The sequence below is a fragment of the Anaerolineales bacterium genome, assembly GCA_037382465.1.
Classification (GTDB): Bacteria; Chloroflexota; Anaerolineae; order Anaerolineales; family E44-bin32; genus WVZH01.
Genome location: JARRPX010000063.1, coordinates 4,648 through 20,181, shown reverse-complemented (window position 1 = coordinate 20,181; position 15,534 = coordinate 4,648). Strand labels below are relative to the sequence as shown.

Below are 15,534 nucleotides of genomic sequence, written 5' to 3'. Positions count from 1 at the left end.
CTATGAAATTACGTGTAAATAATGAGGTTGATATCGTGGGCAAGTATCACTTTGCACGATTTTGTAAGCGTTACTCGTGCCTGAATAAGTATGGGTTGTTTCTGACCGACAGATTTCGGTATTTGGCTACATTCGCTAAGCCCGGCAAGATGAACATCTATCCCGGAGATATTTGTGCGCAGAATTAAACACTGGGTAGTTTACCAGATTCTTCCGTTGTTATATTCCTGTGACTTGTGGTGTTCGAATGGTTCGGGAGTGGGACTCCACAAGTGGATTATCTGGTTCGGGGATCGTATCTGATACTTTTCCTCCAATGGTTAGCCCGTACGGGTAAAAATCGGGACACCTTCTCGATCCCGAAATTTATTGTGCCGCTTGTGCTGATTCTGATTCAACAAGTTGTATCCATTCCCACATCACTACTGCCCTTTCAAGGTCTCGAAGTTGTTCTTAGATACTTGATGTTCACCCTCGGGTTCCTTTTTTTACTCGATAATCTGCAGCATAATCTCGACCCCCGCAAGGTCGAAAAACCATCCGTTTTCGAAGAATTATTACATAGGGGTTTATCACAGATTGCCGCTTCCCTTCGATCTCGTCCCACAGCTCGAAGATGGGGTCTTCACAATGCAGATGCGCGAATCAATGTATATATTGGTGGATACACTTCACGAGCTTGGTCAAGATGATATCGCCCAAGATGTCCTTGATTGGACCACAAGCAAGACGAAGTAGACAACTCCAAGAATCATCCTTTTCGTTTTATGAGTTGAACTTTCCGAAATCAAAGAAAATAGGCTCGGCACAGGCCGAGCCTTTTCTTCTCGATACGCAGGTGATGCCGTTTCTACAATGTTTCCTCCGAGCTGTCGATTATACTCGGTGCAGTGCGCTTGCTCTGGTAGATTGCCCAAACCAGCAGCAGCACGAGCACGGCTACGACGCTGATGACGCCAAGGTTCAGGGTCCTGTACTGTACCGCAATCGGCGCAATGATCACGGAGACCAGGTTTACGACCTTGATCATGGGGTTCAAAGCGGGACCGGCGGTATCTTTCATCGGATCGCCGACCGTGTCGCCGATCACGCTGGCCGTGTGCCGTTCCGAGCCTTTCCCGGTGTTGTTGGCAGGATCGGATGGTTCGTCTTCTATCGCCTTCTTGGCATTGTCCCAGGCGCCGCCTGCGTTGTTCATGAACACGGCGAGCAGTTGTCCTGAGAGGATGATGCCTGCAAGGAAACCGCCAAGGGCCTCGACCTGCAAAACCAACCCGACCACGATCGGGGTGACCACGCCAAGCAATGCCAGGGAGATGAGCTCTTTTTGTGCGGCGGACGTGGCGATACCGACGGGTCGATTGTAGTCCGGTTCACTCTTTCCCTCGAGCACGCCGAGTTTGAACTGTCGGCGTACTTCTTCCACGATAAGCGCAGACGCCCGGCTCACGGCGTTGATGGCGAACGATGAGAACAACCACGGCAGCGCGCCGCCGATCAGCATGCCGACGAAGACCTTGGGCGTGTCGACACGAATCCCGATCTTGCTGATGCGTTCAGCCAAGGGAACCAAAAGCGTGGCTTGCGCACGGCTCACGTCGACGATATATGAGCCAAACAGAGCCACGGCTGCGATGACGGCCGAGCCGATGGCAACGCCTTTTGTAATGGCTTTGGTCGTGTTGCCTACGGCGTCGAGATCGGCCATGATTTGCTTGGCCTGCGCCGTATCCTGGTCGCTCATGTCCTGCCACGACATTTCGCCGATGCCGTTGGCGTTGTCGGAAATCGGCCCGAACGAGTCCATGGCCACGTTGTTACCCGTGAGAGTCAGCATGCCGATGCCGGTCATGGCCACACCGTACAGGATGTACGTGACCTGATCGCTCCCCTCGATTCCCGGGATCGTGCCGAAAATCAAGATCGAGGAAAAGATCGTGACAGCGATGACGAGGATGGACCAGACGCTCGATTCGTAGCCGATGGCGAGGCCGGAGAGGATCGTGGTCGCGGCTCCGGTGTCCGTGGCTTTCTTGATTTCCTGCACCGGAGCGTTGTGGCTGCTGGTGAAATACTCCGTTAGACGGTCGATTGCGATGGCCAGGAGAACGCCGACCGTGGTCGCCGCAAACGGTCGCCACCAGCCGCCTGGAACTTCCTGCAGGTAAAAGTATGCCAGCACGAGGAAACTGACGATGGAAATCGCCGCCGAGGTGAGGAAACCACGGAAGATGGATTTCATGGCGTCTCCGCTCTTGCCCGGTGAACTTTTTACTGCGTAGGTTCCGAAGATCGAAGAGAGTACGCCGATGCCTCGAACGAGGAGTGGGTAGATGATCCAATGCAAATCGCCGGTGATGTGCCACAGCGCGAGGGCAAGGATCAGCGCGGAAACGATCGTGACTTCGTAAGATTCGAAAATGTCAGCCGCCATTCCGGCGCAGTCCCCTACGTTGTCGCCGACCAGGTCGGCAACGACGGCCGGATTGCGGGGGTCATCCTCGGGGATTCCCGCTTCGATTTTTCCTACCAGATCGGCTCCGACGTCGGCGGCCTTGGTGTAGATGCCGCCTCCCACTCGCATGAACAAGGCCAAGAGCGTCCCACCGAAACCAAACCCGAGCAGGGCATCGGGGGCCGCGATCCCAAAGACGATGAATATCAGCGTCCCACCGAACAATCCCAAACCGTCCGTCAACATGCCGGTGATCGTTCCGGAGCGGTAGGCGATGCGTAGTGCGTCCCCGAACGACCCTCTCGCCGCGGAAGCCACCCGTACGTTACCTTGAACCGCCATGCGCATGCCGATTTGGCCGACGGAAAGGCTGAAGCCGGCGCCCAACATGAATGCGAATGCGCGGCCGATACCGACCAACAGGCGGATTTCATCCTCACTCCTGCCGGTAAAGCGTTCCATGGCTTCCGGAGAAGGTTCGACGATATATACGGAAAGAAAAAGTGCGATCGTCAATATGAAAATTAAGGGCAGGATCGACTTCAATTGTCTGCGCAGGTAGGCGTCGGCTCCCGTCCGAATTGCGTTCCAAACCTCCTGCATACGATCGGTCCCTTTATCTTCGCGTAGTACCTGGGCGCGCAGAAATACTGCGTAAAGCAGACCAAGGATCGCCACCCCCAATACCCCCCAAACCGCGATTTGTTCGAACAGCGTTAGACCTTCCATTGTGAACATTGAATTAGACTCCTCCTAAATATAGATGTTGGGGAACGGGAGTTTTCATTCTAAAAGTCGTTGCGGATGCTGTCAAGCAAATTTAGCAATCGCTAACGCCCAACACATGCGTAACTTCTGGCCGATGATCGTGTTGATACAGGAGTTGGAAATAGCCTATTGACTCACGGGCTCGATATTTTGTATAGTGTGCTCTGGAATCGCAGTTCGATTCTGATAGGAAGGTTGGATTTTCTGTCGCAAATCGGAGAGTACCGTTCCGATCATTCACATGGTTGGGCTGGAAGCACGAGTTTAGAAGGAGTAAATCAATCGCATAACGCTTATCGAGAATGGCTTTTGTGTGGTATTTTAACCATACAGATATGCAGTGCGAAATTCATCACCAATTTCCGGCTTTAAACGCAGGTAAGAAATTCGTATAGGGGGTAAGCGGATCAATTTTAAAGCCATTATCATGATGTGCGGTGTGAGCCGATAAGGAACTTTTGAAGTATCCTGCGTTGCGGCGGGTTGGTGAAGAAATAATTGTCATTGCCTCGACCATCCTAAGATGCTATTGGCCGCGAATCAATCGTATTTCAACGTCGGCAAACACACTCAACCTGCAGATTGACTTCCGACATTCGAAGCGATGTCATCGTCGTCGATTTGAAATGTATGGATCAAGAACATTGTAGCGGTTGAATTGTGTCCACACCCGTTTGATTACGCGGTATAAAAAAAGAAACGAACATAACTTTTCGTCCGTATAGATTGGGAGCGTGTTGTTTTTGAACGATATGAATATCGAGAGTGGAAATGACAAAGAACAATAAAGTCACCGGGCAGAATAATCGACGCGAGAGGCCGGCCGACAACCAGGCTGACCTCGAAATGCGTTTCGATTCCAACGATGATGTGACTCTATACTCCGAGGAGGAGCATCCCGGGATTGGCCAACTCATCGAGCTAGGGAAAGAACACGGATACGTGACGATTGACGATATCCTCACGATCTTTCCGGAAGTGGAACGCGACATCGATCAACTCGAGGATGCGTACGCGGCGCTCATCAGCGCGGGTGTGAAAATCCTCGATGACGAAAGCAAAGACAACGGAGTTGAAAGTCCGGACGCCGAATCAACGGATCAGAACGGGTCGACCGAAGCTCTGGAAGAAGAAAACTACCTTTCCGCTGTGGATACTGACGATACGGTGGGTCTCTACCTGAAGGAAGTTGGGCGCGTCCCCTTGCTGACGGCGGAGGAAGAAGTATCGTTGGCGAAGCGTATCGAGAGAGGCCGAAAAGCGAGAGAAAAACTTGCAGAGTCCACCGTCTCCCTGAAGAAGCGAAAAGAATACCAAACACTGATCGAGGACGGTTGGGCCGCGCGGGAGCATCTTATCACTGCCAATTCCCGGCTGGTGATCAGCGTCGCCAAGAAATACATGCGCAGAGGGGTTCCCTTTTTGGACTTGATCCAGGAAGGTAACATCGGCTTGATCCGGGCGGCAAAGAAGTTCGATTATCGCCGGGGACATAAATTCTCCACCTACGCCACCTGGTGGATTCGGCAGGCCGTCACGCGGGCGATCGCAGACCAGGGGCGTACTATTCGCGTTCCGGTTCACATGGGGGATCAAATCAATAAGTTGCTGCGCGTGTCGCATCAGCTGACACAAGAATTGGGACGAGATCCGACGACGGAGGAACTCGCACAAGCACTGGATGTGACCCCCAAGAAGGTCGAGAACATGATCCAGGTGGCACGAAGACCACTTTCGTTGGAAACACCCACGGACGAGGAAGAAGATTCGGAGCTGGGAGATTTCATCGAGGACAGCGATTCTCCGGCGCCGCCTGAAGCCGTGATGCACAATTTATTAAAGGAGCATTTGCGGGACGTACTCACCAATCTTCCCCCGCGAGAAGTCCACATCCTGCAGCTTCGCTATGGCCTCATGGATGGTCAGAGCTACACGCTGGAAGAAGTGGGCCGCAAGATGGGCGTAACCCGTGAACGCGTACGCCAAATTGAAGCCCAAGCGCTGAACCGGCTGCGCCATCCAGGCCATCGTCGCAAATTGGTCGATTACTTGCGCGAGTAACCGTAATCCTATTGATTTTCTGGCAGGTCGCTGGTTGGTTGAGCGGCCTGTTTTTTTGTTATAGAAACGATCTCTTCAACGCCGTAGGCCATCCAGACAATGATAAAAGGCACCACGGGAATCCAATAGCGTTGGTAGGGTAGTGGATTTGCAACCAGCAGGGCGAGGATTTGAAGTGCGGTTGCCGCAAGGAGCAGCATGAGATTTCGTTTCGCGTAGCCATCTTTTAGGGTGCTTGTGCAGCGGATACCCGCAGCGATACCCAGAATTGTCAGGAACAGTGCCAATCCGGCGCCGACAGCATTTCGCAACAAGGAGTGAATGGGGTTGGACAAATACGCCTCACTCATTGCAGCGATTTGCGGATGATAATTGCCGACTTCCTCGAACTGAAGCGGAGTCAGATACAGATGACCGAGCATGACCGCGACTCTCGCAGGCGGCGTCTCCGGTATGTGGCCGGGCATCAGTATCCGGAGTGTGTTCACCTGCTGTCGAACGAATTCCTGACGAGTGTTCCAGATTTGCGACAGCGCCTGAATCGGATGCGTCCATGCGATCGGACTGAGGATGAACATTGTGATCGCTGCAACCAGCGTAAAGATGAGCAGGTTTTTAATGATCTTTGCGTATTTCGAAGTCTCTTGAGACGGAATCAAGGCGCAGGCCAGGAAGTTGACCAACAGCAGCGGAGCGCTCGAATATTTCGCCATCGTCGCCAATGCTGCGCCCAAACCGGCGAGCCAAGGTCTGCGATCGGCCTCGAGCATGCCCAGGATCGCCAGACACACGCCAAACGTCAGCACGCCTTCCGCCATCGCTCTTCGGTCGTGAAGCAAGATGAGGGCATTCGTGGCAAGCAGGAACGCCGCGATGTATCCCATCCGTTTGTTTTTTAATATACAGCCACTGCGATAGATCAGCAGTAGACTGAACGGCAGCAGCAGCGTTATGCTTAATCGGCTTCCGAAAAGCAGCTTGTCTTCGGGAAGAGCCCCGGACGCTTTATTTTCTTGCCAGGTCTTCGACCAATCCCAGTCCGTCGATACGGCCTCGGGACCGTAGCCCATGATCCGCCGCCCAATTCCGAGGACGTACTTCGTCAGTGGGGCGTTCAGTGCCCTGTATACCTGGTCGTAGTCATCGGGGTTTGTGGAATCCCAGGCAAGCGAAAGCGGATCGGTCAGCCATAGTTCGAAATCCCGGCTCTGATAGAGCAGCGAACTTTCATCCGGATGAAACGGCACTCGATCCACGCCGAGGGAAACCCAGATGGCGTAGATGACCAGTAAGCACAGACCGATGAGCACTCGTGCATGCCTTCTCATTGCAGAGGAACTCGCTGATAGATCAACATACCTCGACTGCCGTAGATGTCCGTTTGATACCGCTCGAGTAATAGATAGCGCTCCTCGAATCTCTCATCGGCAAGCAGTGTATTTCGTATATACACCTCCAACGTGACGAAGTAATCGGGTTCGGTTTCCAGGATTAAATCTGCCGGAATGGCATAGTTGATCACGTACTCGGAAGACGGGATGGGGTAAAAGGAAAGGGATTGCGGGGTTATCAATCCAATCGTATCCAGCATGTGGGCGCCGGTGTAATAGCCCAGCGCACCAATATCGCCCGCCGCGAGAATCTGATCCGGTTCGATGCGCTCCTTAAGATTTCGTGCCGCCTTCTGATACAAGAGCTCCAATTCGATGTAGGCCATTTTCGGGGCGGGATTTTCTGGCCCGTGATCGGGATGCAGCGTCCATCCGAACATCGTGGAAGTCAATGCGAGACTTGTCGCGATAATGAGTAAGACAGGATGTTTCCAATGCTCGCCAATTCTTTCGATCCCGATGAAAATTCCCAGGAAATAAATCGGTAGCGGAGGGGTCAGGTACCAGCGGAAGATGAGCGGATTTGCGATGGCGAAAACGATGAAGTAGACCCAGGGGAACACGAATAAAGGCCAGGCTCGCGGTGTCTTTCGGAGCGATCCCACAGCTCCGCTCAGGTATAAAGTCAGGAAAATGAGAAACCCTGCTCCGATCCACCAGTTTCCAAGAATTTCTTGGCCGAGGAATGGTGTACCGTAATGCTGCAGCAGACGTGTAAGCGCGGCATCCGAGGGGAGACGATAGGCTGCAACTTTGGCGAGGATCGAGTTCGGAATGGGGTTCCCGTATATCATGAACCCGATGACGGCCCAGCTTGCGGCTGGCAGGCAGAAGGCCGAGATTTCGATCAGCGTCGCTCGGGGGGATCTTAGAACGCCATGCCGATGTATGGCGATTTGTCGGAGACGTTCGATCACGAGGGGTATGATGAACAGCAGCGCATCAGGGCGGGTCAGCAGGCAGAAACTTGCCGTCAAGGCGGCCCAAATTGGCCTGTTTGTCGAATGTAAGTAAAATGTTGACACGATCAGGAGTACGAAAAGGCTCGTCTCCATGCCGCCGATGGCGAACGTCACCGACCACGGGGCGATGGCCCAAACGATCGCTGCTGACAGTCCGGCACGTCGATGGCCCAGTGTCTCCCCGAGCTTCACCAGCAGCCAGCACGTCAGACTGTCCGAGAGTGCGTTGACGATGACCGCAATGGCTGGGAATGGGGCGTGTGGGCCACCGGCCAGCAGGCCCAAACCGGTCATGAGGAGTGCGTAAACTGGTGTCGTCGTTCCCAATACGGCTTCACCCGGATTGTAGACCAGTCCGTGACCGGAAAGCATGTTCTGCGCGTAGCGAAAGGTGATGAAAGCGTCGTCGATCGTGCGCGGCCCTGGAATAATCCGGGCGACAAACGAAAGGATGAAAACGATCGTCTGTGGTGTCAGGAAGCGACGAAGACTCATGCGTGGATTATACAGAGGCAGGATGAGGTGGGAAAGCGTTTGAATCCGAGGGTTTCGGGCATCGCAGTCTGTCTGGCCGTTCTCGGTATTGCAGTGGGCTTTAAAGTCGTTCTGCTGGCAATGGATGCCTTCCCATTCAACGCCGACGAAGCGATCGTCGGGCTAATGGCCAGGCACATCCTGGATGGGCATTGGCCAACCTTCTTTTATGGACAGGCGTATATGGGAAGCCTGGATGCCACTCTCGTCGCGCTCGCCATGGTTGTCCTCGGGAAGCATGTGCTCGCCATCCGTATCGTGCAGGTACTGTTGTACGCCGGCACCGTGGTGACGACGATGGTTCTCGGTTGGCAAATTTATCGCTCTCGGTGGGCCGCTTGGGCGGCGGGTTTACTCATGGCCATACCGTCAGTGAATGTCACCTTGTATACGACCGTCTCACTGGGTGGGTATGGAGAGGCGCTGTTGATCGGCAACCTGATCCTCATCCTCACATTGAAAATCGATGAATCACCGGATTCGTCTCGGCTTTATGTGTTGTGGGGCGCGCTTGCGGGATTGGGCTTCTGGACTTTCGGATTGACGCTGATTTATAGCCTGCCCTGCGGTATCTACATTCTCTGGAAGGCGTCCAAACACCCTCGCCGACGGGAGACGATCCTTCGTCTGACGCTGCTATCACTCTCGGCAGTGATCGGCGCGCTGCCCTGGGTTACATGGGCAATCTCGCATGGCCCCGGCCAACTGTTCGATGAACTGTTGGGTTCGGCAATAGCTGGGGTGTCTTCGGGCACTCCGCTTGGAGTTATCCTCAGCCGCATTCGTTATTTCACCCTCCTGGGCACGAGCGTGATCTTCGGTCTGCGACCGCCCTGGGATGCCCGCTGGCTTGCACTTCCGCTGCTGCCTTTTGCGCTGGGGTTCTGGCTGTTCGTAAGCGCCACCACGATTGCGGCAATGAAAAGGACGGGAGGAAGACAAGTCGGGAAAATGCTACTGCTGGGCGTCAGTGTATGCCTGATTCTGGGTTACATTCTCACGCCCTTCGGTGCGGATCCTTCCGGGCGCTATTTTATTCCTCTCGCCGTGCCGCTGTCGTTGTTCGCCGCCGAGTTTCTGGTCAAGTGGAGATTGGCGATCCGGAAAGAGTGGTGTGTGGTGCTCATCCTGGGGATTCTTTCCTACAATCTCTGGGGTAACTTGCAGACTGCTCTGCGAAACCCTCCCGGAATCACGACGCAATTTAATGCCATAACCTGGATCGATCACCGATACGATGATACGTTGATCGAATTCCTTACCCGGCAGGACGAAACGCGGGGGTACAGCAATTATTGGGTGGCTTATCCACTGGCATTTCTGTCCGAGGAACGTTTAATCTACGTACCCAGACTGCCGTATCATCTTGACTTTCGCTACACACCCAGGGACGATCGATACGAGTCCTACGACGAACAGGTTGCCGCTGCCGGTCGGGTCGCATATATCACGACCAACCACGATCCGCTGGATAAATTTCTTCGCAACGAATTTTACGAGAGAGACATCCATTGGCTCGAAGTCCACATCGGAGATTATCATATATTTTATAATCTCGAACCTGCGTTGCATATTGAAGACATGAATGCGCCATGGTTGCTGGATGGATCGCTGCCTACCGATGAATGAGGTGCTCCGGTGAGTTTTCGCCGTTTGGTGCTTTGCTTTACTTTTCTGGCTATTTTCACCATGGCTGTGCGTATTTCCATCGACAGCGACACCTGGTGGCATCTGGCTGCAGGGAAGGTCATCGTCGAGACCGGCGAGATCATCCGCGAAGACCCCTTTTCGCTTACGCGGCAAGGACAACCATGGAACTACCCGGGCTGGCTCGCGCAAATTATCTTGTACGGTACCTACGAGTGGTTGGGCTATCAAGGTTTGATCTTGCTGACGGCTTTGTTCGTCGTGATGGCGTTTGCCTTCATCTGGCCGCTGCTGCAGGGACCCCCATTGATGCGTGCAGGCACGATGCTCCTTGCTGCTTCCGTTTCGGCCGTCTATTGGTCCGCTCGACCGCAGATCATGAGTTTTGCACTTGCAGGAGGGTTTTTCCTACTCCTATCGAAAGTCCGCCAGGGTAACCACCGCCTGGTTTCACTACTCCCGGTACTCATGGCGTTGTGGACCAATCTGCACGGCGGCTTTGCCATCGGTTTCATCTTTATCTTCAGTTTTCTTTTCGGTGAGATCATGGAGGCCGTCGATGAAGTTGTCCGTAAAGGTGCATCATTCAAAACCGCATGGCTCCAACATCGCAGTTCTTTCTTGGTGTGGATTGGTACAGGTTTTGCCTGTGCTGCGGCAGTGGTTTTCAATCCGAACGGCGCTCAGATGCTGTTGTACCCTTTCAAGACTGTTTCCGTCGGTGCCCTGCAGGATTTCATTCAAGAATGGCAGTCACCGAATTTCCATCATCTCGAAACCCAACCTTTTCTGTGGATGATCTTGCTCTTGCTGGCGAGTCTCGCTTTTTCCAAAAAGGAAGTTACCTGGGCGTCGTTGATCCTCGTGATCGGATTCACATATTTGAGTCTCGTGGCTGCGCGTAACATCGCGCTCTTCGCCCTCGTCGCGGCGCCTTTCCTGTGCAAGCACGGTTATGCCGCCATTCGACCGTTTATCCAACGCCGAAAACAGGGCAGGCAGGTTCCCGAGAAAGTCGCTCGCCTGCTCAACCTGGTCATTCTGGGATTCATGATTCTCGCTGCCGGCGTGAAGATCATGCTGCCGTTGAATCAAGAATCGATCCGGGAGGCGATTTCCGAACACAATCCCGTCCTCGCCGTGCAGGCGATACGCGATGACGATTTGTACGGAAATCTATTCAACTCTTACAATTGGGGCGGGTACGTCATCTGGAAGCTCTATCCGGAATGGCTGAGTTTTGTTGATGGCCGGACGGATTTGTTCAACGATGAGATTCTGGAAGACTACATCACGGCTTGGCGAGCGGACCCGGGCTGGCAAGATATCCTTGCAGATTGGAACATCGAAGTTGCGCTGCTGGAAAGGGGATCGCCTCTGGCAAAGGTGTTGGTTCTCTCCGGTTGGGAAATCAGATACGAAGACGACGCCGCGGTGGTGCTCACGCATGGAAAAGAGCCCTAGCGGATGCGGCGGGTATACCTTGAAGGTCTACGGGTGGAGATGACAGGGATATTCTCCCCGGTTTGTGGAGGTGGGCTTTGCGATCTTTGTTGATCGGTTGGCAGAGAAAGCTGATATGGATTCTGGTACCGATCGTGTTGGCAGGCTTGTTGTTTGTCAGCTACCGTCTGGCGATCGAAAATCCGGGTGGCAATGATTTCCTCGCGCGCTGGACGGGAGCTCATTATTGGTTAACGGAAAATGCGAATCCCTATGACGAAGAGGTAAGCCTCGCCGCGCAGTTGGCCTTTTACGGGCGGCCGGCTGATCCGACAAAAGGGGAGAGCCTGGCACATTTCTATTACCCGTTGTATTCCATGCTGTTCTTTGGACCGTTTGGTCTGCTTCCCTATCCAATCGCGCGCACGATCATGACCACACTGCTGGTGATCGTCCTCCCAATTCTACTCATTATGGGGCTACGGATCGCCAACTGGAAACCGGGTGTCGGGATGATGGCGCTGCTCATGGGGTTCTCCATTTTTTGGTATCCGGGTGTGCGGACGATCTTTCTTGGACAGTTTGCGGCCGTTAATGCCGCCTTCATGATTGGTGCCCTTTTGGCCATCCGCCACAAAAACGATTCGCTTGGCGGCGTACTGCTGGCTTTGTCGACGATGAAGCCGCAGATGTCTATCCTGCTGATCCCATTCGTGATTTTATGGGCCATCTCGCAGAAACGCTGGAGTCTGATCCTTTGGACAGCAGGCGCGGAGACCGCGCTGTTCGCTGCATCACTCGCCCTGATGCCCGATTGGCCGCTGCGCTGGATCTGGCAGATCATGGACTATGCAGCCTATACGAAGCCCGGACAACCCGTCGCGATCATCGCAAGTTTATTTCCCGTGTATTCGGACCGGATCACATCGGTTTTATCTGTCGTGTTCGTCCTTTACCTGGGTCTGGAATGGGCCCTGGCTTGGCGGAAAGGTGATCACTGGTTTCAATGGACTGCGGCATTGACCATCGTAATAACCAACTTGATCGCCTTTCGGACCGCAACGACGAATTACGTCGTAATGCTGCCGGCACTGTGCATCATCTTCGGCAGTTGGGTAAAGCGTTGGAAACGCAGCGGCACGTATACCGTCGTAATCGTACTGCTCGTATTGTTTATCGGAATGTGGGCTTTGTTCCTGGCAACCGTAACCGAAACCGACGAAAGTCTGGTCATGTATCTTCCATTACCGATATTAACTTTCATTGGATTGCTGTGGGTCCGCTGGTGGGCGATCCGCCCGGAGAAGCTCCCGTTCGAGGGTTTCTTGACCGAACCCGACCTATAATTTCTCGATCAATCCTTTTTTCTAGGGATTGCCCTCGAGGGAGTGAATGAAAAGTGTCTCGAGAACCAGGTGAGTTGAAAAGCCGAATTAACGAAGAAGGAACCTCCGTGGATCGTTTCGAAAGTGATGCGCGAAATCGAACGATCGGCTTGGTTCCCATATTTTTGATGCTGCTCTGGATGGAGGGGGTTCTCGCGGCCTATTTCTGGGTTCACAAGATCTGGCCAAGTGGCCAAACTCCTGCGCCAATCATGGCCGTTTTAGATTTACTGCTCGCATGTACGCTTGTAGCATTGTCGGGCGGGTTGGGGCGTTTGATCTTCGGCGAACGACTTCCTTTCTCGCCGGCAGAAAATGCCGCGCTGCAGGTGGGCGTCGGCATGGGTTTATTAAGTATCGCCGTTCTACTCGCCGGTTTGTTCGGCTTCATTGGGGTGTGGCAGGCCTGGGCCGCGTTGGGACTCGGTGTGCTGCTCCTTATAAAACCCATCTCAGAGTGGCTCGTCGGATGGTTGAAGGCGTTCCGGAGCGATCCGCCAAGTAGTGCTGTGGAGAAGGCATCGCGTTTGCTGGTCCTGTTTCTCATCGCGATCGCGGCGCTGCAGGCACTTGCGCCGCCTTTGAAATGGGACAGTCTCGCTTATCACCTGGCGCTGCCGCAACGGTATTTGGAGATTGGGAAGATCGTCCATCTCAGCGACAATCTCTTCAGTGGTTTCCCGCAGTTGGCTGAAATGATGTTTACCTGGTCGATTGCTTTGCGGTCCGGCTCAACTGCTGCGACGTTGGGGTGGGCTGTCGGGGTGATCGCAGTGCTTGGAATGGGAGGTTTTGCTGCGCGAAAAGCAGGCAGGGAATTTCGTTGGATCGCTCCTGCCATTTTACTCTCGGGTGCAAGTCTCTCCCGGGGATTAAGTTGGGCATACGTCGATGTATGGGTACTTTTCTTCGGGTTGGCAACGATCGTCGTTCTGGAACATTATTATCAGACGAGGAGATGGGGCTGGGCTGCTCTGGCGGGGATTTTCGCAGGGCTGGCATTCAGTACGAAATACACGGCAGGGATGATCCTTCCCATCGGAGTGGTCTATCTATTCGTCGTGTGGAACCAATCGCTACCAACGCATACTGTTCTGGAACCAGATTCCGACAGGACAAAGGCGAGGAATCGATCGACAGAGATTCCGGCATGGTCGAGATCGTGGCGATCTCTCGTGATCCCCGTATTGCTGTTCGTCTCTGCTTCCCTGATCGTTGTCGCGCCGTGGCTGACAAAAAACTATGCATTGACGGGGAATCCGGTCTATCCGTTTTTCTTTGATGGAAAAGACATGGATGATTTACGATTGTCGTTCTATCAAGGCGAGACGTATGCTCGAACGGTTTTCGACCCATTTCTGCTTCCATTCGAAGGTGCGATTATGGGTATCGAGGGAGGTCCCAAATTCAACACGAGCATTTCTCCATTGTTCCTGGCACTCATTCCGGGAGTGATTTTGGGCTGGCGATCTTTCAGCCAGGAAAACAAGAAGTGCATCGTGAGATTGGTAGTTGTGGCTTTATGTGCCTGGTTCGTCTGGGCATCGGGTTCACAATTTGCCTCAGCGCTCACGAGAACGCGCCATTATTACGTGATTTTTCCTGCACTTGCTGTATTGGCATGTTTCGGGTTTGACGCTATTCGGCGGCTCCGTTTTCGATCGATCGAAATCGGATGGCTGATGGAGCGTCTTGTCATCTTTGTTTTACTCCTGGTCGCAGTTACCGAAGTCTTATTTTTTGCAAAAGCCAGCCCCATTCGAGTGTTGTCCGGGTTTCAAACAAAAGAAGATTACCTGACGGAACAGCTTGGTTGGTTTGGACCCGTAATGCATGACATTAATTCACTTTCTCGGGGATCGAGCGTGGCGATGTTCTGGGAACCTCGCTCTTATTACTGCATGATTCCCTGTTCGCCGGATGTGATTTTGGATCGTTGGTGGTATTTGATGCGCACCATTGGAGATGCAAACGAGATCGCCTCCTTCTTACGATCGCAAGGGTATTCACACGTGCTTATCTACGACTTCGGCGTTGGATTGGTGAGGGAAACAAATAATCTGCTGGAACCGGAAGACTGGGAAGAACTGGAACGATTTCGAGAAGAGCAGCTTCGGCTGGTTCATGAATATCATGATGCGTACACGCTGTACGAAATATCACCAACCACTTGGGAATGAGCGGTGTCTATGCGCCCATTTTACGAAAAGGTGACGTATGTCTGAAATGGGAAATCCTACGAATTCCTCCACCCGTGAGAAGGACGATGCGATCTCATCCGCCGTATCCGTCATCGTTCCTGCTTTCAACGAACAAGGAGGCATCGGGCCCGTTCTGGAACGCATACATCAAGTTCTTCAGAAGCGGCGCTGGGATTACGAAGTGATCGTGGTCGATGACGGCTCTGATGATGATACGTTCGCCGTCGCGGAAGGAATTTCGAATACGAAAGTGCTTCGTCATTCTCGCAACCGGGGCTATGGCTCGGCGCTGAAGACCGGGATCCGGCACGCTAAATTCGAGAACCTCTTGATTACGGATGCGGACGGAACGTATCCCGTCGATCAAATTCCTGAAATCGTAGAGCGGTTGACCCACAGCGATTGTGACATGGTAGTAGGCGCGAGGGTGGGAGAAAACGTGTCCATTCCACTTCTGCGCCGGCCGGCAAAGTGGTTCATTCGGAAATTGGCGGAACTCGTGGCGGGCATTCCGATCCCGGATCTGAACTCGGGTCTTCGTGTTTTTCGGAAGGATGCCTCTCTTCCATTTTTCAACATGCTGCCCGGCGGTTTTTCGTTTACCACGACGATCACGTTGGCCATGTTGACCAACGGATACATCGTTGAGTACATCCCAATTTCATACTTCCAACGCGTGGGAAAGTC

The 15,534-nt window shown here is 53.4% G+C and carries 8 protein-coding genes and 2 pseudogenes; 7 read left to right on the top strand and 3 right to left on the bottom strand.

The features are described 5' to 3' along the window. Window positions 1-850: 850 nt before the first annotated feature. Window positions 851-3,193, bottom strand: coding sequence for a sodium-translocating pyrophosphatase (locus P8Z34_13905; protein ID MEJ2551766.1), 2,343 nt, complete (start codon window positions 3,191-3,193; stop codon window positions 851-853). An 876-nt stretch (window positions 3,194-4,069) separates the two neighbouring features. On the opposite strand from P8Z34_13905, the pseudogene P8Z34_13900 reads away from it, so the two are divergent. Together P8Z34_13900 and P8Z34_13895 are read left to right on the top strand one after the other, a co-directional pair. Then, window positions 4,070-4,318 (top strand): annotated as a pseudogene (locus P8Z34_13900) (RNA polymerase sigma factor region1.1 domain-containing protein). 63 nt (window positions 4,319-4,381) lie between these two features. Next, window positions 4,382-5,284, top strand: a pseudogene (locus P8Z34_13895) (sigma-70 family RNA polymerase sigma factor). An 8-nt stretch (window positions 5,285-5,292) separates the two neighbouring features. Here P8Z34_13895 and P8Z34_13890 read toward each other — a convergent pair. Together P8Z34_13890 and P8Z34_13885 are read right to left on the bottom strand one after the other, a co-directional pair. Continuing rightward, entirely contained in the window at window positions 5,293-6,612 is a 1,320-nt protein-coding gene (locus tag P8Z34_13890) for a glycosyltransferase family 39 protein (GenBank protein MEJ2551765.1), read from the bottom strand. After that, window positions 6,609-8,132 carry a hypothetical protein gene (locus P8Z34_13885; protein ID MEJ2551764.1) on the bottom strand — a complete coding sequence of 508 codons (1,524 nt, stop codon included), beginning with the start codon at window positions 8,130-8,132 and terminating at the stop codon, window positions 6,609-6,611. The genes P8Z34_13890 and P8Z34_13885 overlap by 4 nt, the downstream gene beginning before the upstream one ends. A gap of 27 nt (window positions 8,133-8,159) precedes the next feature. Here P8Z34_13885 and P8Z34_13880 point away from each other — a divergent pair, with 27 nt between their 5' ends. From P8Z34_13880 to P8Z34_13860, 5 genes are all read left to right on the top strand, one after another. Beyond that, window positions 8,160-9,800 (top strand): hypothetical protein, encoded by a 1,641-nt coding sequence (locus P8Z34_13880; GenBank protein ID MEJ2551763.1) that lies wholly within the window; start codon window positions 8,160-8,162, stop codon window positions 9,798-9,800. Between the two features lie 9 nt (window positions 9,801-9,809). Next, window positions 9,810-11,282 (top strand): hypothetical protein, encoded by a 1,473-nt coding sequence (locus P8Z34_13875; protein ID MEJ2551762.1) that lies wholly within the window; start codon window positions 9,810-9,812, stop codon window positions 11,280-11,282. Between the two features lie 77 nt (window positions 11,283-11,359). Beyond that, window positions 11,360-12,607, top strand: a complete 1,248-nt coding sequence (locus P8Z34_13870; GenBank protein MEJ2551761.1) for a glycosyltransferase family 87 protein — start codon at window positions 11,360-11,362, stop codon at window positions 12,605-12,607. Between the two features lie 53 nt (window positions 12,608-12,660). After that, the gene (locus P8Z34_13865; GenBank protein ID MEJ2551760.1) at window positions 12,661-14,826 is read left to right on the top strand and encodes a hypothetical protein; all 2,166 of its coding nucleotides are present in this window, start codon (window positions 12,661-12,663) and stop codon (window positions 14,824-14,826) included. 37 nt (window positions 14,827-14,863) lie between these two features. After that, window positions 14,864-15,534 (top strand): glycosyltransferase family 2 protein (locus P8Z34_13860; protein MEJ2551759.1); only part of this gene is annotated, 671 nt, incomplete at its 3' end.

What these genes read in the sequence shown, in the direction of transcription:
- P8Z34_13905 (MEJ2551766.1), bottom strand. Translation starts at nt 3,193, where the DNA reads ATGTTCACAATGGAAGGTCTAACGCTGTTCGAACAAATCGCGGTTTGG.
- P8Z34_13890 (MEJ2551765.1), bottom strand. Translation starts at nt 6,612, where the DNA reads ATGAGAAGGCATGCACGAGTGCTCATCGGTCTGTGCTTACTGGTCATC.
- P8Z34_13885 (MEJ2551764.1), bottom strand. Translation starts at nt 8,132, where the DNA reads ATGAGTCTTCGTCGCTTCCTGACACCACAGACGATCGTTTTCATCCTT.